Below are 20,990 nucleotides of genomic sequence, written 5' to 3'. Positions count from 1 at the left end.
ACGCCGTGCCGCGGGCGCCAGGATAGGATCGCCATCGAGGTCAGCTCCGTGCCGTTGTCGCTGACCACCATGGCCGGGCGCCCCCGCCGGGCGATCACGGCGTCGAGTTCTCGGGCGACGCGGTGGCCGGACAGCGACGTGTCGGCCACCAGCGCGAGGCATTCCCGGTGTAGTCGTCGACCACGGCCAGCACCCGGAACCGGCGTCCGTCGGTGAGCGCGTCGCTTACGAAGTCGAGGTTCCAGCGGATGTTGGGCGCATCCGGCAGTAGCATCGGTCGCCGTGTGCCGAGGGCGCGCTTCCGACCGCCTCTGCGGCGCACCTGGAGCTTCTCCTCGCGGTAGAGCCGCCTCAGCTTCTTGAGGTTCATCACGATCCCCTGTCGCTCGAGAATGACGTGGATGCGCCGGTAGCCGAAGCGCCGCCGCTCGGCCGCGACGGCCTTCATCGCCGCCCGCGCCTCGGCATCGTCGGGACGGACACTGCGATAGCGCACGCTTGACCGATCCACGGCCAGGGCCCGGCACGCCCGGCGCTGGCTCACGCCGTGGACCGCCACGACATGCGCCACCGCCTCCCGCTTCACACCAGGCGTTACCGTTTTTTTGCCGCAACATCCTTCAGGATGGCATTGTCGAGCATCGCCTCGGCCAAGAGCTTCTTGAGCTTGCCATTCTCGTCCTCAAGCGCCCTCAGCCGTCGCGCATCCGAGACCTCCAGCCCGCCATACTTCGCCTTGTATTTGTAGAACGTCGCTGAGCTGACCCCGTGCTTCCGGCAGACATCGGCCGTAGACATCCCGGCCTCCTGCTCCTTCAGCATCCCGATGATCTGCTCCTCGCTGAACCTCGATCGCTTCATCATCCGTCTCCTCAATTGGAGCGGATTCCACCTCAAACTGGAGGAAGATACGGGTCTCAGGTCACTCATCGGTACCGTATCCGTACGGCAGTTCATCAGATCGAGACAATCCGCGATGATGGCGTCGCTGAGGAGACGAACATGCACCGCCTCGACACCGTCGGGCATTATCAGACGCTCGATTCCTCTGGTCCACTGCGCGGAGCCCGAAAACCCCTTGGCCCAGGCATCGAGGGATCTCCCTTGCCAAGCCTCCCACTGCCACCAAGCCGAATTGATGCAATCGACCTGCGGGCGAACGAAAACCACGATCTGAGGCTTCACGGAAAAGCGAGAGATGATTTGCTCGTGCAGCTTGGGAAGATCGTTAATCAAAGCCTCGCGCAAAAAAAGTCGGGTATCGACCCCGTGCTTCTTAAGCCGCTTTTCTCAGTCGACCGATGCTGGATCCAGATCATCGAGCGCACGGGAATTGAGGTAGCGCGACGGATGGCGCAAAGCCCTCGCCGTCAGCCCATCCCCGAGCACCAGCTGACCGTCCCCCAGAACTGCTACGTAGGCCGCTTTCGTCGAATGTTCTGCCGTGATCGTTGGGTGAGCCGAGAAGCTGGTCTGAATGGTGCTGGACCCGCACTTTCCGGCACCCACATGTAGCACGAGATTTTTCAGGGACATCCGAGGCTACTTTATCGGCAGCATCAGCGCCTTCGCAGGAGAGCTGAAACTGCGAATGCTCGGGAATTTCCACTCTCGAGGCAGAAGATTTCTGCCCTGCACGAACAGGCGCGAGACTGCCACGGACGCCTCGGGGTCCGGCGTCCGCCGGGCTGCGATCAGTGACCGAGGATTTGACTCAGAAAGAGCTTCGTCCGATCGTTCTGCGGGTTGTTGAAGAATGCTTCGGGCTCGTTCTGCTCGACGATCTGTCCGGCATCCATGAAGATCACCCGGTTCGCCACCTGCCGCGCAAATCCCATCTCGTGCGTCACGCAGAGCATGGTCATCCCCTCCTCGGCGAGCTGGATCATTGTGTCCAGCACCTCCTTGATCATCTCGGGGTCGAGCGCCGATGTCGGCTCGTCGAAGAGCATGACCCGCGGCCGCATGCACAACGACCGGGCGATCGCCACGCGCTGCTGTTGACCGCCGGAAAGCTGGCCAGGATATTTGTCCGCCTGCTCCGGGATCCTGACCTTCTCGAGGAAATACATCGCCGTCTCTTCGGCCTCACGCTTGGGGGTCTTGCGAACCCAGATCGGCGCGAGGGTACAGTTCTCGAGGATGGTAAGGTGCGGAAACAGGTTGAAGTGCTGGAAGCACATTCCGACCTCGGACCGGATCTTGTCGATGTTCTTGAGGTCGGACGAAAGCGGCGTCCCGTCCACGACGATGGAGCCCTGCTGATGCTCCTCCAAGGCGTTGATGCATCGGATCAGCGTCGACTTGCCCGACCCTGACGGTCCGCAGATCACGATCCGCTCGCCGCGTTGGACGGTCAGGTCGATATCGCGCAACACGTGGAACGAGCCGAACCACTTGTTCATGTTCTTGATCTCGATCGCCACCTCGTCGGAGACGGTCATGCCTTGCGGGTTGGTATCCAGAGCAGCCATGGGGCCTCCTATCGGTGATCGGTGGTGAGCTGACGCTCAAGCCACTGCGAATATTGCGAGATGCCGTAGCAGACGACGAAGAAAAGCAGGCAGGCGAAGGCCCACAACTCCCAGTACACGCCGACCCAGTCGGTCGAGGACAGGATCGGCCCGCGGATCATCCCCACAAGATCGAACATCGAGATGACCGAGACCAACGTCGTATCCTTGAACAGACCGACCGCGACGTTGACGATGCCGGGAATCGAGATCTTGAGCGCCTGCGGCAGAATGATCAGCCGCATCGCCTGCGGGTAGTCGAGCCCGAGCGAGTCGGCCGCCTCGTACTGCCCCTTGGGTAGCGCGGCCAACCCGCCGCGGATCACTTCGGCGATGTAGGCGGAGGCGAACATCGTGATCATGATGATCACTCTGATGATCAGGTCGAAATTCGCATCCGGCGGCAGGAAGTAAGCCAGCACGACGTTCGCCACGAAGAGAAGCGTGATCAGCGGCACGCCGCGCACGAACTCAATGAAGACGACGCAGAACCCCTTGACGATCGGCAAACGCGACTGCCGACCCAGCGCCAGAACGATGCCCAACGGGATCGAAAGCGACACGCAGATCACGCCGAGGATGAGGTTCAGCATAAAGCCCCCCATCTGGCGCGACGGCACCGGCTCGATAGAAAGCATTCGGGGGAATTCGCCGACGATCAAGCCGCCGATCCACCAAACAATGAAGGCCGTCGCCGCACCGGCCGCGAGCGCCGTGACGAAACCCCGCTTTTCGATCGCCTTGAACACGAGGTAACCCGCCAAGATACCCAGCGCCGCCACGACCGGCGCCAAGATCGTCCCGCCCCAGATCAGCCAGTAAGCCGCGAAGGGATAGAGAGCCGTCGCCGCAAGCGTCCAGCGCGGCAGATACATCGCAAACAGCGCCGGCGGCAGGGCCACCGCGAGGAGCACGAAGGCCAAGGTCGGTCGCCAGCGGAGATAATCAGGGTACTGGAAGCCGAACAGAAGCTGCGGCCAGCGTTCCGCCAGGACCGCAAAGCAGCCACCGCCGCTGTTGCCGAGGATCTCGCGGCAGTCGCGTATGTCCGAGCCCTCCCACGTGCCGTTCAGGATCCAAGGGATCAGGCCCGACAGGAGGTAGAATACGATCAGCAGGCCGACGATCGTCATGATTGAGTTGAACGCGCCGGAAAACAGGTTCTCGCGAACCCACTTCACGGCTCCGGTCTCGCGCGCCGGTGGCGGGGCGGGAGGAATTTCGGAGCGCCGGACGAAGGCAACGGATTGGGCGTGGGTATCGCTCATGTCACCGCTCCTTCAACGCGACGGACCTGTTGTAGATGTTCATGATCGCCGAAATCGCGAGACTGAAGGTCAGGTAGAACAGCATGAGAAGCAGGATGCATTCCAGCGCGCGCCCCGTCTGGTTTAGCGTGATGCCACCCAGCGTCCCCGTCAAATCCATGTAGCCGACGGCGATGGCGAGCGACGTGTTTTTGGTGATGTTGAGGTATTGCGAGATCAGCGGAGGGATGATGACGCGCAATGCCTGCGGAAGCACGACGAGCGACATGATCCGTCCCGGCCGCAGACCCAGAGCGGCGGCGGCCTCGGTCTGCCCCTTGGATACCGCGAGGATGCCCGCGCGGACGTTCTCGGCGATGAAGGCGCCGGTATAGACCGACAATGCGAACCAAAGCGAGATGAGAGAGGGGCGCAGCAGGAATCCGCCCTCGAAACGAAAGCGTCCCATTTCAGGATTCTCGATCCCCACCGGAGAGCCCAGCGCAAAGTTCACGATCACCACCGGCAGGATCAGGATGAGGAGCGATGGCCAAAAAACCGGCAGCTCCCGCCCCTTCTCATAAAGCTCCTTGCGAGCGAAGGCACGCCAGCAAAACACGCCCGCGACGGAGGCGAGGGCTACGGCCGCGATGATCCACCCCTGCTCTGCGAAGTCTAGGCGGGGAATGAAGACGCCCTGGTTGGTGGCCGCGAACATTCCGAAAAGCAGCCCCCGCTCCGGATCGGACCCGTCCCGGGGAATGCGGAATTCGCTGATCGGAGGAAATGTGTTCGCCGCCACGGTGAAAATGATGATGATCCAGATCAGCACGGGAATGTTGCGAAACAATTCCACGTAAACGGCCATCAGCTTCTTGATGATCCAGTTGTTCGACAGGCGCAGAACACCGGCGATGACCCCGAGGATCGTTGCGGTGACGCAGGCGAGGAACGCCACGATCAGCGTGTTGATGGCGCCGATGATCGTGGCCCGAAGGTGCGTGTCCTGCGAATCGTAGGAGATCGGCTGCTGGTTGATGTCGTAGCCGGCAGGCGCCTGGAGGAAGGTGAAATCGATGCCGGCTTCCCGGAGAACCGGATTGTTGATCGCGTTGTTGATCAACCACCCGAAGCCGAGGATCAGCAGCACGAGTGCAATGAACTGGAACGTGTAGCTTCGGTAGCGGGTGTCGTTGATCAGCTTGCTTACACGAAAGCCGTCCGCGCGCGGCGGGTCGCTCATCGTCGTCATCTGGCTATTCCCCGTGTTCCCGTCGGGTCTGGGCGGGTCTTGTCCCGCCTCGGGGTCGTTTGCCGCCCCGTTCCCGTCCCGCAGGATTGTCGTTGTTCGTTCGGATGCAAGAAGGGCGCGGGGCCGGACCGCGCCCTTCTCGTTTTCGGTCTTAGCGGAACGGCGGCGCGTAGAGCAGTCCACCCTCGGTGTATTGCGCGTTCAGACCGCGGGCGAGGCCGATGGCCGTGTCGTCGCCGATGTTCTCGTCAAAGACTTCGCCGTAATTGCCGACGGCGGCGATCGCGTTCTTGGCCCAGCTGTTCTCGAGACCCATCATGGATCCAAGCTCACCCTCGGTGCCCAGCAGACGATTGATCTCCGGGTTGTCGGTCGGCGCGGAGGCCATTTCCTCGACATTCTCGGAGGTCACGCCGTATTCTTCCGCCGCGATCAGCGCGTTGAGCGTCCATTTCACGATGTCGAACCACTCGCTGTCGCCGTGACGCACGAGGGGGCCCAGCGGCTCTTTGGAGATGGTCTCGGGGAGGATGACGTGATCGTCGGGATTGGCGAACCCGGCACGCTGCGCGGCCAGCGCGGAACGGTCGGTCGTGTAGACGTCACAGGCACCGGCAAGATACTGCTGAACGGATTCCGAACCGGTCTCGATCGGCACCGGCTCGTAGGACATGTTGTTGACGCGGAAGTAATCCGCGAGGTTCAACTCGGTCGTGGTTCCGGTCTGGATGCAGATCGTGGCGCCGTCGAGCTCGGTGGCCGAGGACACGCCGAGGGAAGCGGGAACCATGAAGCCCTGACCGTCGTAGTAGTTGATGCCCGTGAAATCGAACTTGAGGTCGGTGTCACGCGAGAAGGTCCAGGTCGTGTTTCTGGCCAGAACATCGATTTCGCCCGAGGCCAGCGCGGTGAAGCGGGTCTTGCCCGTGGTGGGCACAAAAGTCACGGCGGTCGGATCGCCCAGAACCGCGGCGGCAACGGCGCGGCACACGGCGACGTCGAAGCCCTGCCACACGCCGTCGGCATCGGGTTCGGCGAAGCCGGGGACGCCGGTGGTGACGCCGCAATTCAGCGTGCCCCGCTCCTGCACGTCGCTCAGCGTCTGTGCGGACGCGCCGACGGCGGCGAGGCCGGCTGCGGCCACCGTGCCGAGAAATACGGATTTCTTCATGAGTTACCTCTTCCTGATGAACCGCGCGCCTCGTCGCGGGTCGCGGCACTGCACCGTTTTCCGGCGCAGATGGTTTTCACGTGAGGATGTTCGTCCCCCCTCACTGCGCGCAAGGAGGCCAGACGGATCCCCGAAGGTCAAGTGACGAAGCCTGATTTTGCGGCATCTGACGCAGGAGCGGGCATTTACCGGAGCCCCTGCCCGTTGTCGCGCCGCATCGTGTCCCGCCTCTTGGCTCAGGCACCGCGCAGGAGCGCAAGATAACGCTCCGCCTGCAGAAACGCGTCGCGCTTGAGGGCTATACGCTCGGCCTCCTCCTCGTCGACGCCCCATTGCTCGGCCTGCCAGTCCTCGTCGACCCGGCTCATCGTCCAGAGGCGGTCGGCGCCGTGACCGTCATGTTCCATCGCAGCCAAGCCGAGGACGAGCGACCCGGACAGCGAGACAAATTCGGATAGCGCCGTCAGCTCCCAGTTCGTCAACGCGTCGACGCGATTGCGCAGCGCGGCAAGCGCATCATCGGACTGCGCGACGGGCACGATACCCTCGGTTATCGCCAGCCGCGCCCCGAACGTCGCCTCGGCCCAGTCGAGCATCGGATCCCACGCCGCCGCCTGACGCGCCATCAGCGCCTCCGGCCCGGTCGCGCGGTAGGACAAAAGGTCGGAGCCGCCATATTCCGCGAGGCCGGCGACCACTTCCGCCCGCTGCGGCGCGACCTTGTCGAGCGTCGCGTTCACGGCACGGGTGAGCGGCATCGTCAGCGGCTCGATCCGCCCCTCCTGTGCGTCCCATTCTGCGGCCACACCTTCGGCGAGCGGGCGTGACGGCACCACAAGCTCCACCTTCAGCGGCGTGCGAATAGCCCGTCCGTCCAGACGCACCGCATATCCGTCCGGAGCCTGCACGACGCTCGCATCCTGCCAGAACCGCTTGGCGCGCCACTCGCTCAAAGCTCATCCTCCGCAAAGGGATCGACCGGAACATCCGCGGCGTTCCAACCGACCATCTCCCACGTCCGCACCATGTGTTCGGGCAGCGGTGCGGTCAGGTGCAGGCGCGCACCCGTGATCGGATGCGTCATCGTCAGGGACCTCGCATGCAGATGCAGCTTGCGGCTGATCTCTCCGCCGAAGCCGGCCCCCCAGCCGTCGCCCTGGTTCTCCTGCCCCGATCCGCCGTATTTGCCGTCGCCGGCAATCGGATGGCCCAACTCTGCCATGTGCGCACGAAGCTGGTGCGTCCGCCCCGTCACAGGAACGAGAGCCATCCAAGCCGCGCGCGTGCCGAGGCTTTCGAGGACGGCGTAATCGGTCGTCGCGTTCTTGGCACCTTTCACGTCCGGCACCTCGTCGGGCAGGACCGCCCGCATCTTCTCGCCGCCGTCACCGCCGCCACCGCTTTTTACGAGGCCGTAGCGCACCGTGCCCATGCGCGGATGCGGCACGCCCGCGACCGCCGCCCAGTAGATCTTGCGCGTCTCCCGGTCCCGGAATGCCTCCGACAGGGCCGCCGCCGTCAGACGATTGCGCGCCATGATCAGAATTCCGGACGTGTCCTTGTCGAGCCGATGGACGAGGCGCGGCTGCTCTTGCGCATCGAAGCGCAGCGCGTCACCCAATCCGTCCACGTGCCGGGTCTGACCGCTGCCGCCTTGCGACGCGAGCCCCGGCGGCTTGTTGAGCGCCAGGAGATGGTCGTCGCGGTAGATCACACAGGATCGGATCATCTCCGCATCCGCCTGCAGGACCTTTTCTCGCCGGGGCGCCGCGGGCGCGCGGCCTTCGGGCAGCGGCGGCACGCGCACCGATTGCCCCGCCTCAACCCGCGTGTTCGCCTTCACACGCGCGCCGTCGACGCGGATTTCGCCCTTGCGGCACATCTTCTCGACATTGCCCTGTGTAAGCTGCGGGAATCGCCGCTTCAGCCAGCGATCCAGACGCTGATCCGCTTCGCCGGCATCGACGATCACCGTTTGCACAACGCTCATGCCACACTCCGTGCAAGCCACATTCCCAATGCCAGCGCTCCGATCGAAAGCCCGACCGAAAGCACGACGTAGAAGCCCGCCTGCGTGGCCTGCCCCCGCTCGATCAGCGTGATCGTCTCCAGCGAGAACGCCGAAAACGTCGTGAACCCGCCGAGAAGTCCGGTCAGCAGAAACGGCTGCCAATGCGTCAGGCCCCGATGCGCAAGCCACACAGCCAACGCGCCCATCAGGAAGGATCCCACGACGTTGGCGGTGAGCATGGCGACGGGAAATCCCGGCCGGGCCAGTCCAACGCCAAGCAGAAATCGCGCCGACGCGCCAAGCGCGCCGCCAATCGCGACAGAGAGGAGGGGGTAAGTCATGGGCGCCGTTTCTTCCCGTGCCCGGCCCGTGTCAACCTTTGCCCCGCTTCGCGCGCTGCTCCACGAACCAGTCGAGCCTGCGTCCAAGTTCCCGCTCGAACCCGCGGTCAACCGGCACGTAATAGACCGGCCGCTTCATGCCGTCGGGGAAGTAGTTCTGCCCGGAGAACCCGTCCACCTGATCGTGATCGTAGGCATAGCCCGAGCCATAGCCCTGATCCTTCATCATCTTCGTCGGCGCGTTCCGGATATGCATGGGCGGCGGCTCCGAGCCGGTTTCCCCCGCCTGCTTCATCGACGCCTTGTAAGCCGAGTAGGACGCGTTCGATTTGGGTGCGAGTGCGAGATAGAGCACCGCATTGGCGATCGCCTGCTCGCCCTCGGGGCTACCCAGCCGCTCATAGGTCTCCCATGCCTGGAGACAGATCCCCTGCGCTTGCGGATCGGCAAGGCCGATATCCTCCACGGCCATCCGGGTCACCCGCCGGGCCAGATAGCGCGGGTCCTCGCCCCCCTTCAGCATCCGGGCCAGCCAATAGAGCGCGGCGTCCGGATCGCTGCCGCGGACCGATTTGTGCAATGCAGAAATCAGGTTGTAATGGCTGTCACCAGATTTGTCGTATTGTGCGGCACGCCGCTGCAGACGTGCCGCCAGCATGTCGCGATCAACGCGCTTGGTCGCGCCCCATCCAGCCACCTGCTCCACCAGGTTCAGAAGCGCGCGGCCATCGCCGTCGGCCATTTCCTGCAAAACCTCGCGGGCAGGTCCGTCCAGCGGTAGCTTTGCCCCCAGTTCCGCCTCCGCGCGCTGCGTCAGAAGCTCCATGTCGCGCAAGGTGAGGCGCTGTAGAACGAGAACCTGCGCCCGGCTCATCAGCGCGGCATTGAGTTCGAATGACGGGTTCTCGGTCGTCGCGCCGACGAGCGTGATCGTCCCGTCCTCCATGTACGGAAGGAAACCATCCTGCTGCGCCTTGTTGAAGCGGTGGATCTCGTCGACGAAAAGCAGCGTCCCCTGCCCGTTCGCCCGCCGATTGCGCGCCATCTCGAAGACCCGCCGCAAGTCGGCAACGCCGGTGAAAATCGCCGAGATCTGAACGAAGTGCAGCCCCGCCCGATCCGCCAGAAGCCGCGCGATGGTCGTCTTGCCGACGCCCGGCGGCCCCCAGAGAACCAGACTGGGCAGCGCGCCTTCGAGCATGACCCGAAGGGCGCCATCGGGGCCCAGCAGATGCCCCTGCCCGATTACGTCATCGAGCGAAGCGGGTCGTAGCCTGTCGGCCAGCGGGCCAGGACGGTTGGAGGGCGGCACATCGGCCGCAGGTGCGGCGGCGGCGTTGTCGAAAAGATCAGCCATGAGCACGATATAGGCCACGGTCCCCTTTGCACAAAGCCCATGCGAAGCTTGCTCGATTCCGGTTTCAGTGCATTTTGGCAACCATAGAGATGTTCATGCACACGTTGCTCGCCCCGTCGATGTCCAGAACCGGGCCGGCCTGCTCACATTCCAGCCCCACGCGCCGTGCCCAACGCGGCAGGTTCAACGGCACGAGCCCGAGAACCGAGGTCGCCCCGATTTCACGCGCCGAGCGGACCATCTCCGCAATGATCTGGACCTGCACGCGGACCCGCATCGCGGCGGGAACCTCATCGGAGACGAAGCCGCGGCTCAGCTCCCAAACATGCCGTGCAACCGGCGCATCCTCGTACAGGAGATTGGACGGAATAGTATCGAGCAGACCACGCTGCGCGTCCCGGATCATGTAAGAATACATGCCGCAACGATGTGTCGTCGGGGTCAGGCGGATTCCGGCAAGGATGCGGCCGTAATCATGCACGGCAACCCATCGGCTGGCCGGCGTATCATATTGGTCGAACTCCATTCCGTCAGCTGCCGGAAGGTCCCACTTCGCCTGCTCGATGAACGTCCGGTGTCGCGCCCGAAGCAAGTCCGCGAAGAGCGGCCCGTGGGTATGGAGGTTCTGGATGGAAAGGGTCGTGACTTTCATGGACGTACAGATTCCTTTGCCGGGTTGTCGGGGACACCAGGGGATTGTTTCTCGCGATGTGGTGAGGTTCGGCGCAGGGCCGGGCGGGATCAGGGGATGCCGCTGGCTCCCGCAGGGCTGCCAGCGCCCGCCATATCGCGCGCGCGGGCCAGCCGGGTCAGATAGGCGGCGGGGGGGATGTCCATCTCGGCCGCCGCCTCGCTCGGAGATACACCGAGCGCGTCGGCGCGGCGCGCCGCGTCGAGTTCGGGCGGCAGGCTTGCAACCGGCTCGGTCACGCGATGGATTTCCAAGGCAATAGAGGTTGCCCACGTCATCTCATCGCCAGTGAACTCTCGAAGCGAACTCGCCAGGCCCAGAACAGTTCGCGAGGTGATCGGGCCACAGGAGATAACGACGCCGAAGTTTAAGCCATACGCCCGCGCCTTCTCCAAGACGCTGAATGGATCAGGCATCTCGATTTCGCTCCAACGGATCGCACCGGAATTGGCAATCGCCCAGAACATCATTGGGTCGCGCAATGCATAGTTCTGGCGCCCGTACAGTTCGCGCCAAGCTTCCGGATAAGCACTTCTCTGATAGAGCGGTGCGGCGAACCGAATATGCGCGCCGAACCCAAACCCCTCGGGTGCCAGTTCCTTGAGCTGTTGCAAAAGCGTTGTCATCGGGTCGGTCTCAATGCTGCGGAGGCCGGGATCGAGTTCAACGCCCGGGTCGGCCACGACTAAGCCGCAGAAGGGTTAATGGACAGTGAAGATTTTTACTAAAAGAACACGGGTATGGTCGGGTGTGGCTAGATCCGCAGACCGGCGATCCTGTTTGGGCGTTCCATTAACGCAAAAAGGACCCCGCCAGTACCGACGGGGCCTTCCTGATACTCTCAATTGCCTTTGATGCGGCTCAGGCTTCTTCTTCGGCCTCGACACGTGCGCGGTCAGCCGCGCCCTTCGCATCGACGTCACGATCGACGAGCTCGATGATGGCCATCGGGGCCATGTCGCCATACCGGAATCCCGCTTTCAGAACCCGAACGTATCCGCCTTGACGGTCGGCATACCGGGGCGCCAAGACATCAATGAGCTTCGACACAGCCGCTTCGTCATGCAAGCGCGAAGCCAGCAGACGGCGGGCATGCAAATCGCCACGCCGCGCCAGCGTGATCATTTTCTCCAAGACCGGGCGCAGTTCTTTGGCCTTCGGCAGCGTCGTCTTGATCTGCTCGTGCTCAATCAGACTGGCGGCCATGTTCTTGAACATCGATTTGCGGTGTTCGTGGGTCCGATTGAGACGGCGGTATCCGCGGGCGTGACGCATATCATATACTCCAATTGATGCTTTGTCCGGGTCCGGTGCGTTGCCGGTCCCTCCTTATTGGGGCGGAATTGCCCAGATCGCGTGGGCGTGGCCGGAACCACGCCCGCAAAACTTAGAACTCGTTTTCGAACTTCTTGGCCAGATCCTCGATATTCTCCGGCGGCCAATCGACGATGTCCATTCCAAGATGCAGGCCCATCCCCGACAGCACTTCCTTTATCTCGTTCAAAGACTTGCGGCCAAAATTCGGCGTGCGCAGCATCTCCGCCTCGGTCTTCTGGATCAGATCGCCAATGTAAACGATGTTGTCGTTCTTCAGGCAGTTGGCCGACCGGACGGACAACTCCAGCTCGTCGACTTTCTTGAGCAGCAGCGGGTTGAACTCGAGATCGTCCGCCGCCTCGGCACCGCGCGCGGCCTCCGGCTCGTCGAAATTGACGAAGATCTGAAGCTGATCCTGAAGGATACGAGCCCCATAAGCCACCGCGTCATCGGGCGCGATGGACCCGTCTGTCTCAAGCTTCAGCGTCAGCTTGTCATAGTCGAGAACCTGCCCTTCGCGCGTCGGCTGGACCTCGTAGGATACCTTCTTGACCGGCGAGTAGATTGCATCGATCGGAATCAAACCGATCGGCGCATCCTCAGGCTTATTCTTGTCAGCGGAAACGTAACCCTTCCCGGTGTTTACCGTCAGCTCCACGTACAGATCCGCACCATCGTCCAAGTGACAGATGACGTGGTCGCGATTGAGCACCTGAATGCCGTTGGACTCCGAAATATCACCGGCCGTGACCACCATCGGGCCCTTGGCCGAGATCGAGACGCGCTTCGGCCCCTCGACTTCCATCTTTAGCGCGACACCCTTGAGGTTAAGAATGATATCCGTCACGTCTTCCCGGACACCAGAGATGGACGAGAACTCGTGGAGAACATTGTCGATCTGAACACTGGTGATGGCCGCGCCCTGAAGCGACGACATCAGCACCCGGCGCAGCGCGTTGCCAAGCGTCAGGCCGAAGCCACGCTCCAGCGGCTCGGCCACGATTGTCGCTTGGCGGCCGGGATTGTTGCCCGGACGGACATCAAGCTGCGCCGGCTTGATGAGTTCCTGCCAATTCTTGTGGATCATGCCCTGTCCCTCCATTCCTGTCCTTCGCCGGGGCGGATGGCGACGGACCCCCGAGGTGATTAAACGGCGAAACAGGGGCCCCACGGCCCCTGCCCTGTCTTCGGTACGGCGATCAGACGCGGCGGCGCTTCGGCGGACGGCAGCCGTTATGCGCCATCGGCGTCACATCGCGAATCGCGGTGATCTGCAGGCCGACGGCGGCAAGTGCACGCAACGCGCTCTCGCGACCGGAGCCGGGTCCCTGAACCTCGACGTCGAGCGTCTTCATGCCGTGTTCCTGCGCTTTCTTGGCAGCGTCCTCGGCAGCCATCTGGGCGGCGTAAGGGGTCGATTTACGCGACCCCTTGAAGCCCATCGTGCCGGCCGACGACCACGAAATTGCGTTGCCCTGAACGTCCGAGATCAGAATTTTGGTGTTGTTGAACGAAGAGTTCACATGCGCCACACCAGCGGCGATGTTCTTGCGTTCCTTGCGCTTCGGAGCGCTGCGACGGGTATCACGTGCCATATCTCGCGCTCCTTTATTTCTTCTTGCCGGCAATTGCCTTCGCCGGCCCCTTGCGGGTCCGCGCATTGGTGTGGGTCCGCTGACCCCGCACCGGCAAATTGCGGCGGTGACGCAAGCCACGGTAGCAGCCGAGATCCATCAGACGCTTCACGTTCATCTGCGTCTCGCGGCGCAGATCGCCTTCGACGGTCACGTTGGCGTCGATATATTCCCGTATTTGCAGAATGTCTGCATCCGACAGTTCATTGACACGACGGCTGCCATCGACGCCGACCGCATCGATGATTTCTTTCGCCTTTGAGGGGCCGATGCCCGTGATGTAGGTCAGCGCGACCGGAATGCGCTTCCCCGTCGGAATGTTGACGCCAGCGATGCGAGCCAAAGGTATATCCTTCTCGTGTTGCGGTTCCGTAGTCCCAGAACCTTTTTTCACAACGGGCCACGGCAAATTCCGGGGACCCAGAAACAGGCCACCGGGAATCAAGCGATTCCCGGCGGAGATTGCGACTTAGGGGGTTGGCCGAACGGCGTCAAGCGCTGCGCGCCGGCCTGTCAAGAACTTTTTGTCAGGCGTTCGCGAGAATATCCGCGATGGCGCCAGCGACCTCGTCGATCTCACCCAGTCCGTCCACCGTCCGCAACTCCCCCTTGGCGTAGTAATAGCCGATCAGGGGGGACGTCTTCTTGTAATATTCCATCAAACGCGTCGTCAGCGCGTCGGCATTGTCGTCCGCGCGCCGCTTGAACTCGGTTCCTCCGCAGACGACGCACTTGCCGTCCGCCGGGATCGGCCGGGTGATGTCGTTGTAGACCTCCCCGCAATTGGCGCAGGTCGATCTTGCGACGATCCGCTCCACCAAGGCGCCGTCATCGACTTCCATGGCGATTACCGCGTCGAGCTTTTCGCCATGCTTGGCCAAAAGCCCGCTGAGGGCCTCGGCTTGGGCCAGCGTGCGGGGAAAGCCGTCGAAGATGAACCCGCCGCCCTCGCCGCCCTTCAACTTCTCCTCGATCAGGCCGATCACGATCTCGTCGGTGACGAGCTGCCCCGCATCCATGATCGCGGCAACGCGCTCTCCCATCTCCGTACCCGACGTCCGGGCCTCGCGGAGCATGTCGCCGGTGGATAGCTGGACCATGCCGCGCTCGGCCTCCAGCCGCCGTGCCTGCGTTCCCTTTCCCGCGCCCGGCGGCCCCAGAAGGATGATATTCATCGACGTGCCGTCCCCTTGTTCCGCCCGCGCCGTTTGCCGCGAAGTTGGCTCTTCTCGATCAGCCCCTCGTACTGATGCGCAAGTAGATGTGACTGCACCTGCTGGATCGTGTCCATCCCCACCGATACGATGATCAGGATCGAGGTTCCGCCGAAATAGGCCGTGATGGCGAGTTCCTGCCGTACGATCTCGGGGATCAGCGCCACGAGCGCGAGATACCCGGCACCGAGAACGAGCACGCGGTTGACCACGTATTCAAGGTATTCTGCCGTCCGCTTGCCCGGCCGGATGCCCGGAATAAACCCGTTCTGGTTCTTGAGGTTATCAGCCACGTCGTCGGTCTTAAAGCTGACATTGTGGGTGTAGAAATATGTGAAGAAGACGATCATGCCCCCGAAGAACAGCAGGTAGAGCGGCTGCCCGGGACCGAAATAGGCCAGAATCGTCGACATGACGGGACCCGAATTCTGCCCGGAAAACGTGCTGATGGTCGTCGGCAGCAGCAGCAGGGACGATGCGAAAATGGCCGGGATGACGCCCGCAGGGTTCACCTTGATCGGCAGGTGGCTCGACCCGCCGTCATAGACCTTCATGCCGACCTGGCGGCGCGGATACTGGATGTGGATCTTGCGCAGGCTGCGCTCCATGAACACCACGAAGAACAGCGTCGCGATCAGCATGAGCGTCACGCCGAGAATCACCGGCGTGCTCAGCGCCCCGGTCCGCCCGCTTTCAAAGAATTGCGCGAAGGCTGCCGGAAGCTCGGCCACGATGCCCACGAAGATGATAAGCGAGATGCCGTTGCCGATGCCGCGCGCGGTGATCTGCTCGCCCAGCCACATCAGGAACATCGTCCCGCCGACCAGCGTGATGACGCAGGCCGCCCGGAAGAACAGCCCCGGATCATGTGCCAGCCCCCCGGCCTCCAGCGACACGGCCAGACCGTATCCCTGCAGCGTCGCCAGCGCGACGGTGCCGTAGCGGGTGTACTGGTTGATCTTCTTGCGCCCCTGCTCACCCTCTTTCTTCAGCTGCTCAAGATGCGGCACCATCGCCGTCATGAGCTGCACGATAATCGAGGCGGAAATGTACGGCATGATGCCAAGCGCGAAGACGCCCATCCGGCCGATCGCGCCACCCGTGAACATGTTGAGCACGCCGCCCAGACCGGCGCTCGCCTGCTCGACGAAATCGCGCAGGGCGCTACCGTCGATGCCGGGAACGGGAATGTAGGTCCCAAAGCGATAGATGATCAGCAGGCCGATCGTGAACAGGATGCGCTGGCGAAGCTCCTTGGCCTTGCCCAACGCACCCCAACTCATGTTGGCGGCCATCTGCTCTGCGGCTGAAGCCATGCGAGCGTCCCTCTTATGACTGGAACGCCGCCCAACGGTCCCCCGCGGGCGGCGTATCGGGAAAACTTGGGTCCGTGTAGGCGAGCTGCGGCGCGCCTACAACCGATCCTGAACCGTTCAGGCCTCGGCGGGTGCCGCGACCGTGATCGATCCGCCCGCTTTCTCGATTGCCGCGACCGCGCCTTTCGAGGCGCCAGTGACGGTGATCGTCGCCTTGACGGTCAGATCGCCCTTGCCCAGAACGCGCACCCCGTCGAGCTTGCGGCGCACGAGGCCGCTTTCGACCAGCGTATCCTCGGTCACGTTGCCGGCATCGAGTTTGCCCGCATCGATGAACTCCTGGATCTTGCCGAGATTCACGACGGCAAAGCTTTTGCGGTTTGGCTTGGTGAAGCCGCGCTTGGGCAGACGCTGGTAGATCGGCATCTGGCCGCCTTCGTAGCCGTTGATGGCCACGCCGGAGCGGGATTTCTGGCCCTTGATGCCGCGGCCGCCCATCTTGCCCTTGCCGGAGCCGGGGCCGCGCGCGACGCGCTTCGCCTTCGGGGCGGCGCCGGGATTGTCGCGCAGTTCGTTGAGTTTCATGTCGCTTCTCCTTTGGCCGGACACGGCCCCCGAAGCGATACGGAACCGGACACGGCGTTGCTGCACGTCCCTTGGGGGACCGGGCGCGTCTATACGCAGCGCTCCGCGCGATCAAGTGGGGTCGGGCAGCATCGGGAACCCTTCGCAGCGCAGAGGATTTGCTCTGCAGCCGCTCAGGATCCGCTGCAAAGGACATATCGTGATAACGATGACCAACTATGCGGCTCTGGCCGCGCTTCTGATTGCTCCGGCCGCCCATGGCCAGACCGATCCGGCATTCGAGTGGGGGGAGCGCGCAACCTCCTACCCGCCCGCTTTCGACGCGCAGTTTCGCGCTCCCGTCATGGTGACGCGAACCGATCTCGCCGTCGATACGATCGTCGATGGCCTCGTGCATCCCTGGGCCATTGAAAACCTGCCCGGTGACGAAGGCTACCTCCTCACCGAAAGGACGGGCACGCTGCGGCACGTCACCTCCGACGGCACCTTGTCCGCGCCGATCGACGGATTGCCCGAAGTGCGCGATGAACGGCAGGGTGGCATGCTCGACGTGGAGATGGGCCCGAACTTTGCCGAGAATCGCATGATCTACATCTCCTACGCCAAGCCGATGGGCACCAACGCCGACGGCATGGCCCTCTCGGCCACGGCGGCGGGCCGCGGGCGCCTGGAGGATCTCTCGACCGTCGAAGGATTCGAGGATACCTGGGTGCAGGACCCTTCCGCCCCCGAGCCCCTTCATTACGGCAGCCGCATCGCCTTCGACGGCGACGGCCACGTCTTCATCACGACGGGTGAGCATTTCACGTTCGAGAACCGTCCGCGCGCCCAGCAACTGGGCGCGACCTGGGGCAAGACGATCCGCGTTAACCTCGATGGCTCCATTCCCGACGATAATCCGTTTGTCGGCATCCCGGAGGCGGATGATTCGATATGGTCCTACGCCATCGCAACATCGAAGGGGCGCAGGTGATCGACGGCGAGCTCGTCGTGGTCGAGATGGGGCTACAAGGCGGCGACGAACTGAACCTGATCGAGCCCGGCGCCAATTACGGTTGGCCGCTGGTCTCCTATGGCCGCCGATACGAGCGCTTCGGCGGCGCCCCGATTGGAACGGGCATGGCGAAAATGGACGGCACCGTTCAGCCGCTGTACTTCTGGGACCCGGTAATCGCCCCCAATGACTTCATCATCTACGAGGGCGACATGTTTCCCGAATGGCAGGGCGACATGCTGATCACAGCCCTTGTCGCCGGGGGCCTCGTGCGCCTTTCCTTCGGTGAGGATGGCTTGGTCGATGAGGAAGAGCGCGTCCTTCCCGACCTCAAGCGCACGCGCGACGTCGAGATTGGCGACGATGGGGCGCTTCTCGTCGTTACGGATCAGGAAGATGGCGGTGTTCGTCAAGGTAGTTGTCGCCTGCACTCGTTTTCACGCTGCGTTCTCGGCTGGGCCGGCCATGGGGCCGCCGCCGCCAGCTTCATGGGGGAGCGCGTCGGCAGCCCCATGGCCTCTGCGCCCGGCATCGGGTCGCTCGGGGTTAAGCCAGACCGAGCCGATGGGCTGCCAGTCGCGGGTCTGACCTGACCAGCGTTCCGGGTGTACGGCGCGGGCCATCTGGTAGACGCGGTGGCGCTCTGCCAGCAGCGCCTTTTCCTCGCCACGATGGCGCTGGTCGGGTGTCACGAAGCGGATGGCGCTGTGCCGATGCTCGGTGTTGTACCAGGTGACGAAGGTCTGGACCCAGATCTGCGCCTCCTCGATCGTCGCGAAGCCGCGGGTTGGCCAACCGGGCGTATATTTGCAGGTCCGGAACAGGGCCTCGGAGAACGGATTGTCATTGCTGACCCGGGGTCGGCTGAACGACGCGGTCACGCCGAGCCGCTCCATCGTCACCTTCATCGTTGCGCCCTTCATGGGGCTGCCATTGTCGGCATGCAGCACCAAGGGATTGGTGAGACACTTCTCGGACCATACCGCACGCTTGAGAACCAGGGCGGCGAAGTCGGCGGTCTCGCGGTCATGGACCTCCCAGCCGACGATCTTCCGGCTGAAGATATCGACGATGAGGTAGAGGTAGAAGAAGGTGCCGGCGATCGGCCCGGGCAGCCACGTGATATCCCAGCTCCAGACCTGGCACGGCGCCTTCGCCTCGAAGCTGGTGGGCGGCTTGGGGCGCGTGGCCGGACGCGCGCGACCGCGGCGATGGTTCTGGCCGCGTTCGCGCAACACCCTGTAAAAGCTGGATTCCGACGCGATGTAGTCGCCGCGGTCAGCCAGCCGAGGCACGATCTGGCTGGGCGGCAGGCTGGCGAACTCCGGCGCGTTGCAGGTGGCGACGATCTTGTCGCGTTCCGCCTCGCTGAGCCGGTTTGTCGGCGCCGGCCGGTCCGCAGACGGACGACGGTCCTCGCAGATCCCGCCGACCGGATCCCGCCAGCGCTGGAGCGTGCGTGGGTTCAGGCCAAGGGCAGCGCAAGCGGCTGTGAACCGAGCTCCGGCTGATACGGCCTCGTCGATGAGGGCTGCAACATGTCGGCGATCGTGAGCAGGCGTCATTCCTCCGCGCCTCCCTCTGGGCCCCAGATCGCCTCGGCCTTTTTTCGCAGGATCATCAGCGCCGCCGCCTCGGCCAGGGCCTTTTCCTTGCGCGCCAGTTCCCGTTCCAGCTGCTGCACCCGCTTGTTGGCGTCCCGTGTTTCCCGCGCGATCTGGCGGGACGCCGCTCGTTCCCAGTCGTTGGCCCGCGCGCAGGCCTCCCGCCAGACAGTCAGCTGATCGGGGTAGATGCCGCGGCGCCGACAATATTCGCCAAGCTCCACTGCATTCAGTGACGCCGTCTCGATCACCGCAGCGAGCTTGTCCGCTGAGGTCCAGCTCTCGGGACCCGCGTTCGCTTCGGGCAGGAACTGCCCCTTCGCCCGCGCCTCCGCCCGCCACTTCGCAAGCGTCGCCACGCTGATCCCTTCCTCCTTGGCCAGCCGGCCCAAGGGCATGTTGTTCGGCGGCAGCATCTTCCCGATCACCGCAGCCTTCCGTTCAGGTGAGTAAGCCATTTCGTCGTCCTGTCCCGCCCGCCTCAGAATACACTTTCTGCATCAGAGCAGGCGACAACTTCCCTGACAGAGGGGGAGGATGTGGCGTCCATCCCGAGGCAGTTTGTTGAGAAACGCTTGAAGACGCGCCGGACAATAGACCCAAATTTTATTATCCGTCTTTTCCTGACAGATCGCCATATACTCGCCGTCGAAATCCTCTCAAGTCATCTTAACGCAGTCGCCGAGGCGCTGGCCGGTGCCGACGCATAGATGTTCCGCCCCGGATGATCACCTTTCCCCGCGACGATCCGCGCTCTTCATGGCAAGATCGGTTCTGAGGGACCTTCGAGACGGGGCACGACCATGCTGATACATCTTCACAAGCAGGCCACGACCACGCCGAAGGTGCGGGCGGCGATCCAGGCGAGCACGGAGCCTGCTCCGGTGCTGGCCGAGCGCTTCGGCATAACGGAGCAGACCGTTTACAAGTGGCGCAAGCGCGACAGCGTCGCGGATCGCAGCCACACGCCGCACAGGCTCCAGACGACGCTGACACCACCGCAAGAGGCCGTCGCGGTGGCCCTGCGAAAGGCGCTGCTGGTGTCGCTGGATGATCTGCTGGCGGTTGTGCGGGAGTTCCTGAACCCGAACGCCTCGCGCTCGGGGCTGGATCGCTGCCTGCGCCGGCATGGCGTGGGAAACCTGCGCGACCTGAAGGCCAAGGCGGCCAAGCCGAAGTACAGCGCCTTCAAGGCCTACGAGCCGGGCTACCTCCACATCGACGTGAAATACCTGCCGCAAATGGCCGATGAGACCCGCCGCCGTTACCTCTTCGTGGCCATCGACCGGGCGACCCGATGGGTCTTCATCCGTGTCTTCCCGGCAAAGACCGCGGCCAACGCACGGCGCTTCCTGCGCGATCTGGAGCGCGCCTGCCCGATCCGCATCCGCACCATTCTCACCGACAATGGCAAGGAGTTCACCGCCCGCGTTTTCGGCCTGCGCAAGCGGACTGCCACGGGAGAGCACGCCTTCGACGCGCTTTGCGCCGCCCTCGACATCGACCACCGCCTGACCCCGCCGAAGTCGCCGCAGACCAACGGAATGGTCGAGCGCTTCAACGGCCGGATCGAAGAGGTCCTGCAGAGCCACCATTTCCGATCAGGCGAGGACCTGGAGATCACGCTCCACCGATACGTCTGGCTCTACAACCAGCAGCTCCCGCAATCAGCGTTGGCCAGCAAGGCGCCCTTGCAGGCCATGAAGGACTGGCACAAAATCAAGCCAGAGCTGTTCAAGAAAC

Annotated in this window: 21 protein-coding genes and 2 pseudogenes; 4 read left to right on the top strand and 19 right to left on the bottom strand. The window is 63.4% G+C overall.

Going from position 1 to position 20,990, the window contains the following annotated elements:
- Nucleotides 1-861, bottom strand: a pseudogene (locus JSE7799_RS18770) (IS3 family transposase); the annotation flags it as partial.
- Nucleotides 862-1,002: 141 nt separating this feature from the next.
- On the opposite strand from JSE7799_RS18770, the gene JSE7799_RS20760 reads away from it, so the two are divergent.
- Complete coding sequence (locus JSE7799_RS20760; RefSeq protein WP_144431817.1) at nucleotides 1,003-1,515, top strand: hypothetical protein; 513 nt, start codon at nucleotides 1,003-1,005, stop codon at nucleotides 1,513-1,515.
- A gap of 179 nt (nucleotides 1,516-1,694) precedes the next feature.
- Here the strand turns inward: JSE7799_RS20760 and JSE7799_RS18760 are convergent, their stop codons facing one another.
- The 17 genes from JSE7799_RS18760 to rplO form a co-directional block, all read right to left on the bottom strand.
- The gene (locus JSE7799_RS18760; RefSeq protein WP_055664976.1) at nucleotides 1,695-2,474 is read right to left on the bottom strand and encodes an amino acid ABC transporter ATP-binding protein; all 780 of its coding nucleotides are present in this window, start codon (nucleotides 2,472-2,474) and stop codon (nucleotides 1,695-1,697) included.
- A gap of 8 nt (nucleotides 2,475-2,482) precedes the next feature.
- A complete protein-coding gene (locus tag JSE7799_RS18755) occupies nucleotides 2,483-3,781 on the bottom strand; it encodes an amino acid ABC transporter permease (RefSeq protein ID WP_055664975.1) in 1,299 nt (432 codons plus the stop codon).
- 1 nt (nucleotide 3,782) lies between these two features.
- A complete protein-coding gene (locus JSE7799_RS18750) occupies nucleotides 3,783-5,012 on the bottom strand; it encodes an amino acid ABC transporter permease (protein WP_055664974.1) in 1,230 nt (409 codons plus the stop codon).
- A gap of 151 nt (nucleotides 5,013-5,163) precedes the next feature.
- Nucleotides 5,164-6,183 carry an amino acid ABC transporter substrate-binding protein gene (locus JSE7799_RS18745; protein WP_055664973.1) on the bottom strand — a complete coding sequence of 340 codons (1,020 nt, stop codon included), beginning with the start codon at nucleotides 6,181-6,183 and terminating at the stop codon, nucleotides 5,164-5,166.
- 236 nt (nucleotides 6,184-6,419) lie between these two features.
- Nucleotides 6,420-7,136, bottom strand: a complete 717-nt coding sequence (locus JSE7799_RS18740) for an ATP12 family chaperone protein (RefSeq protein WP_055664972.1) — start codon at nucleotides 7,134-7,136, stop codon at nucleotides 6,420-6,422.
- Nucleotides 7,133-8,173: an RluA family pseudouridine synthase gene (locus tag JSE7799_RS18735; RefSeq protein ID WP_055664971.1), complete on the bottom strand. Its 1,041-nt coding sequence runs from the start codon at nucleotides 8,171-8,173 to the stop codon at nucleotides 7,133-7,135. Before JSE7799_RS18735 ends, JSE7799_RS18740 begins: the two co-directional genes overlap by 4 nt.
- Nucleotides 8,170-8,535: a fluoride efflux transporter CrcB gene (gene crcB, locus JSE7799_RS18730; RefSeq protein ID WP_055664970.1), complete on the bottom strand. Its 366-nt coding sequence runs from the start codon at nucleotides 8,533-8,535 to the stop codon at nucleotides 8,170-8,172. The genes JSE7799_RS18735 and crcB overlap by 4 nt, the downstream gene beginning before the upstream one ends.
- Nucleotides 8,536-8,566: 31 nt before the next feature.
- Nucleotides 8,567-9,892, bottom strand: a complete 1,326-nt coding sequence (locus JSE7799_RS18725) for a replication-associated recombination protein A (RefSeq protein ID WP_055664978.1) — start codon at nucleotides 9,890-9,892, stop codon at nucleotides 8,567-8,569.
- A 64-nt stretch (nucleotides 9,893-9,956) separates the two neighbouring features.
- Nucleotides 9,957-10,544, bottom strand: a complete 588-nt coding sequence (locus JSE7799_RS18720; protein WP_055664969.1) for an acyl-homoserine-lactone synthase — start codon at nucleotides 10,542-10,544, stop codon at nucleotides 9,957-9,959.
- A gap of 89 nt (nucleotides 10,545-10,633) precedes the next feature.
- A complete protein-coding gene (locus JSE7799_RS18715; RefSeq protein ID WP_055664968.1) occupies nucleotides 10,634-11,266 on the bottom strand; it encodes an autoinducer binding domain-containing protein in 633 nt (210 codons plus the stop codon).
- Nucleotides 11,267-11,444: 178 nt separating this feature from the next.
- A complete protein-coding gene (gene rplQ / locus JSE7799_RS18710; protein ID WP_055664967.1) occupies nucleotides 11,445-11,858 on the bottom strand; it encodes a 50S ribosomal protein L17 in 414 nt (137 codons plus the stop codon).
- 112 nt (nucleotides 11,859-11,970) lie between these two features.
- Nucleotides 11,971-12,987, bottom strand: a complete 1,017-nt coding sequence (locus JSE7799_RS18705; RefSeq protein ID WP_055664977.1) for a DNA-directed RNA polymerase subunit alpha — start codon at nucleotides 12,985-12,987, stop codon at nucleotides 11,971-11,973.
- 112 nt (nucleotides 12,988-13,099) lie between these two features.
- Complete coding sequence (gene rpsK, locus JSE7799_RS18700) at nucleotides 13,100-13,495, bottom strand: 30S ribosomal protein S11 (protein WP_055664966.1); 396 nt, start codon at nucleotides 13,493-13,495, stop codon at nucleotides 13,100-13,102.
- 13 nt (nucleotides 13,496-13,508) lie between these two features.
- Complete coding sequence (gene rpsM / locus JSE7799_RS18695; RefSeq protein WP_055664965.1) at nucleotides 13,509-13,877, bottom strand: 30S ribosomal protein S13; 369 nt, start codon at nucleotides 13,875-13,877, stop codon at nucleotides 13,509-13,511.
- A gap of 184 nt (nucleotides 13,878-14,061) precedes the next feature.
- Nucleotides 14,062-14,709 (bottom strand): adenylate kinase, encoded by a 648-nt coding sequence (locus JSE7799_RS18690; RefSeq protein ID WP_055664964.1) that lies wholly within the window; start codon nucleotides 14,707-14,709, stop codon nucleotides 14,062-14,064.
- A complete protein-coding gene (gene secY, locus JSE7799_RS18685; protein ID WP_055664963.1) occupies nucleotides 14,706-16,064 on the bottom strand; it encodes a preprotein translocase subunit SecY in 1,359 nt (452 codons plus the stop codon). The genes JSE7799_RS18690 and secY overlap by 4 nt, the downstream gene beginning before the upstream one ends.
- Nucleotides 16,065-16,181: 117 nt before the next feature.
- Complete coding sequence (rplO, locus tag JSE7799_RS18680) at nucleotides 16,182-16,649, bottom strand: 50S ribosomal protein L15 (protein WP_055664962.1); 468 nt, start codon at nucleotides 16,647-16,649, stop codon at nucleotides 16,182-16,184.
- Nucleotides 16,650-16,857: 208 nt separating this feature from the next.
- Here rplO and JSE7799_RS22390 point away from each other — a divergent pair, with 208 nt between their 5' ends.
- Nucleotides 16,858-17,622, top strand: coding sequence for a PQQ-dependent sugar dehydrogenase (locus JSE7799_RS22390; protein WP_370736671.1), 765 nt, complete (start codon nucleotides 16,858-16,860; stop codon nucleotides 17,620-17,622).
- Nucleotides 17,583-18,236, top strand: coding sequence for a PQQ-dependent sugar dehydrogenase (locus JSE7799_RS22385; RefSeq protein WP_370736670.1), 654 nt, complete (start codon nucleotides 17,583-17,585; stop codon nucleotides 18,234-18,236). The genes JSE7799_RS22390 and JSE7799_RS22385 overlap by 40 nt, the downstream gene beginning before the upstream one ends.
- On the opposite strand, the pseudogene JSE7799_RS20220 reads toward JSE7799_RS22385, so the two are convergent.
- Nucleotides 18,180-19,705 (bottom strand): annotated as a pseudogene (locus JSE7799_RS20220) (IS3 family transposase); the annotation flags it as partial. The gene JSE7799_RS22385 and the pseudogene JSE7799_RS20220 overlap by 57 nt on opposite strands.
- Before the next feature lie 345 nt (nucleotides 19,706-20,050).
- On the opposite strand from JSE7799_RS20220, the gene JSE7799_RS18660 reads away from it, so the two are divergent.
- Nucleotides 20,051-20,990, top strand: a 940-nt coding sequence (locus tag JSE7799_RS18660; protein WP_055664959.1) for an IS481 family transposase, incomplete at its 3' end; no start/stop codon positions are given.

Source organism: Jannaschia seosinensis (genome assembly GCF_001408515.1).
Classification (GTDB): Bacteria; Pseudomonadota; Alphaproteobacteria; order Rhodobacterales; family Rhodobacteraceae; genus Jannaschia; species Jannaschia seosinensis.
The sequence above is the reverse complement of the archived record's forward strand: the minus strand, read 5'-3'. Positions and strand labels throughout refer to the sequence as shown.

Excerpts from the sequence above, each read along its gene's own strand:
- JSE7799_RS20760 (WP_144431817.1), top strand. The coding sequence starts at position 1,003 with ATGCACCGCCTCGACACCGTCGGGCATTATCAGACGCTCGATTCCTCT.
- JSE7799_RS18760 (WP_055664976.1), bottom strand. The coding sequence starts at position 2,474 with ATGGCTGCTCTGGATACCAACCCGCAAGGCATGACCGTCTCCGACGAG.
- JSE7799_RS18755 (WP_055664975.1), bottom strand. The coding sequence starts at position 3,781 with ATGAGCGATACCCACGCCCAATCCGTTGCCTTCGTCCGGCGCTCCGAA.
- JSE7799_RS18750 (WP_055664974.1), bottom strand. The coding sequence starts at position 5,012 with ATGACGACGATGAGCGACCCGCCGCGCGCGGACGGCTTTCGTGTAAGC.
- JSE7799_RS18745 (WP_055664973.1), bottom strand. The coding sequence starts at position 6,183 with ATGAAGAAATCCGTATTTCTCGGCACGGTGGCCGCAGCCGGCCTCGCC.
- JSE7799_RS18735 (WP_055664971.1), bottom strand. The coding sequence starts at position 8,173 with ATGAGCGTTGTGCAAACGGTGATCGTCGATGCCGGCGAAGCGGATCAG.
- crcB (WP_055664970.1), bottom strand. The coding sequence starts at position 8,535 with ATGACTTACCCCCTCCTCTCTGTCGCGATTGGCGGCGCGCTTGGCGCG.
- JSE7799_RS18725 (WP_055664978.1), bottom strand. The coding sequence starts at position 9,892 with ATGGCTGATCTTTTCGACAACGCCGCCGCCGCACCTGCGGCCGATGTG.
- JSE7799_RS18720 (WP_055664969.1), bottom strand. The coding sequence starts at position 10,544 with ATGAAAGTCACGACCCTTTCCATCCAGAACCTCCATACCCACGGGCCG.
- rplQ (WP_055664967.1), bottom strand. The coding sequence starts at position 11,858 with ATGCGTCACGCCCGCGGATACCGCCGTCTCAATCGGACCCACGAACAC.
- JSE7799_RS18705 (WP_055664977.1), bottom strand. The coding sequence starts at position 12,987 with ATGATCCACAAGAATTGGCAGGAACTCATCAAGCCGGCGCAGCTTGAT.
- rpsK (WP_055664966.1), bottom strand. The coding sequence starts at position 13,495 with ATGGCACGTGATACCCGTCGCAGCGCTCCGAAGCGCAAGGAACGCAAG.
- JSE7799_RS18690 (WP_055664964.1), bottom strand. The coding sequence starts at position 14,709 with ATGAATATCATCCTTCTGGGGCCGCCGGGCGCGGGAAAGGGAACGCAG.
- secY (WP_055664963.1), bottom strand. The coding sequence starts at position 16,064 with ATGGCTTCAGCCGCAGAGCAGATGGCCGCCAACATGAGTTGGGGTGCG.
- rplO (WP_055664962.1), bottom strand. The coding sequence starts at position 16,649 with ATGAAACTCAACGAACTGCGCGACAATCCCGGCGCCGCCCCGAAGGCG.
- JSE7799_RS22390 (WP_370736671.1), top strand. The coding sequence starts at position 16,858 with ATGACCAACTATGCGGCTCTGGCCGCGCTTCTGATTGCTCCGGCCGCC.
- JSE7799_RS22385 (WP_370736670.1), top strand. The coding sequence starts at position 17,583 with ATGGTCCTACGCCATCGCAACATCGAAGGGGCGCAGGTGATCGACGGC.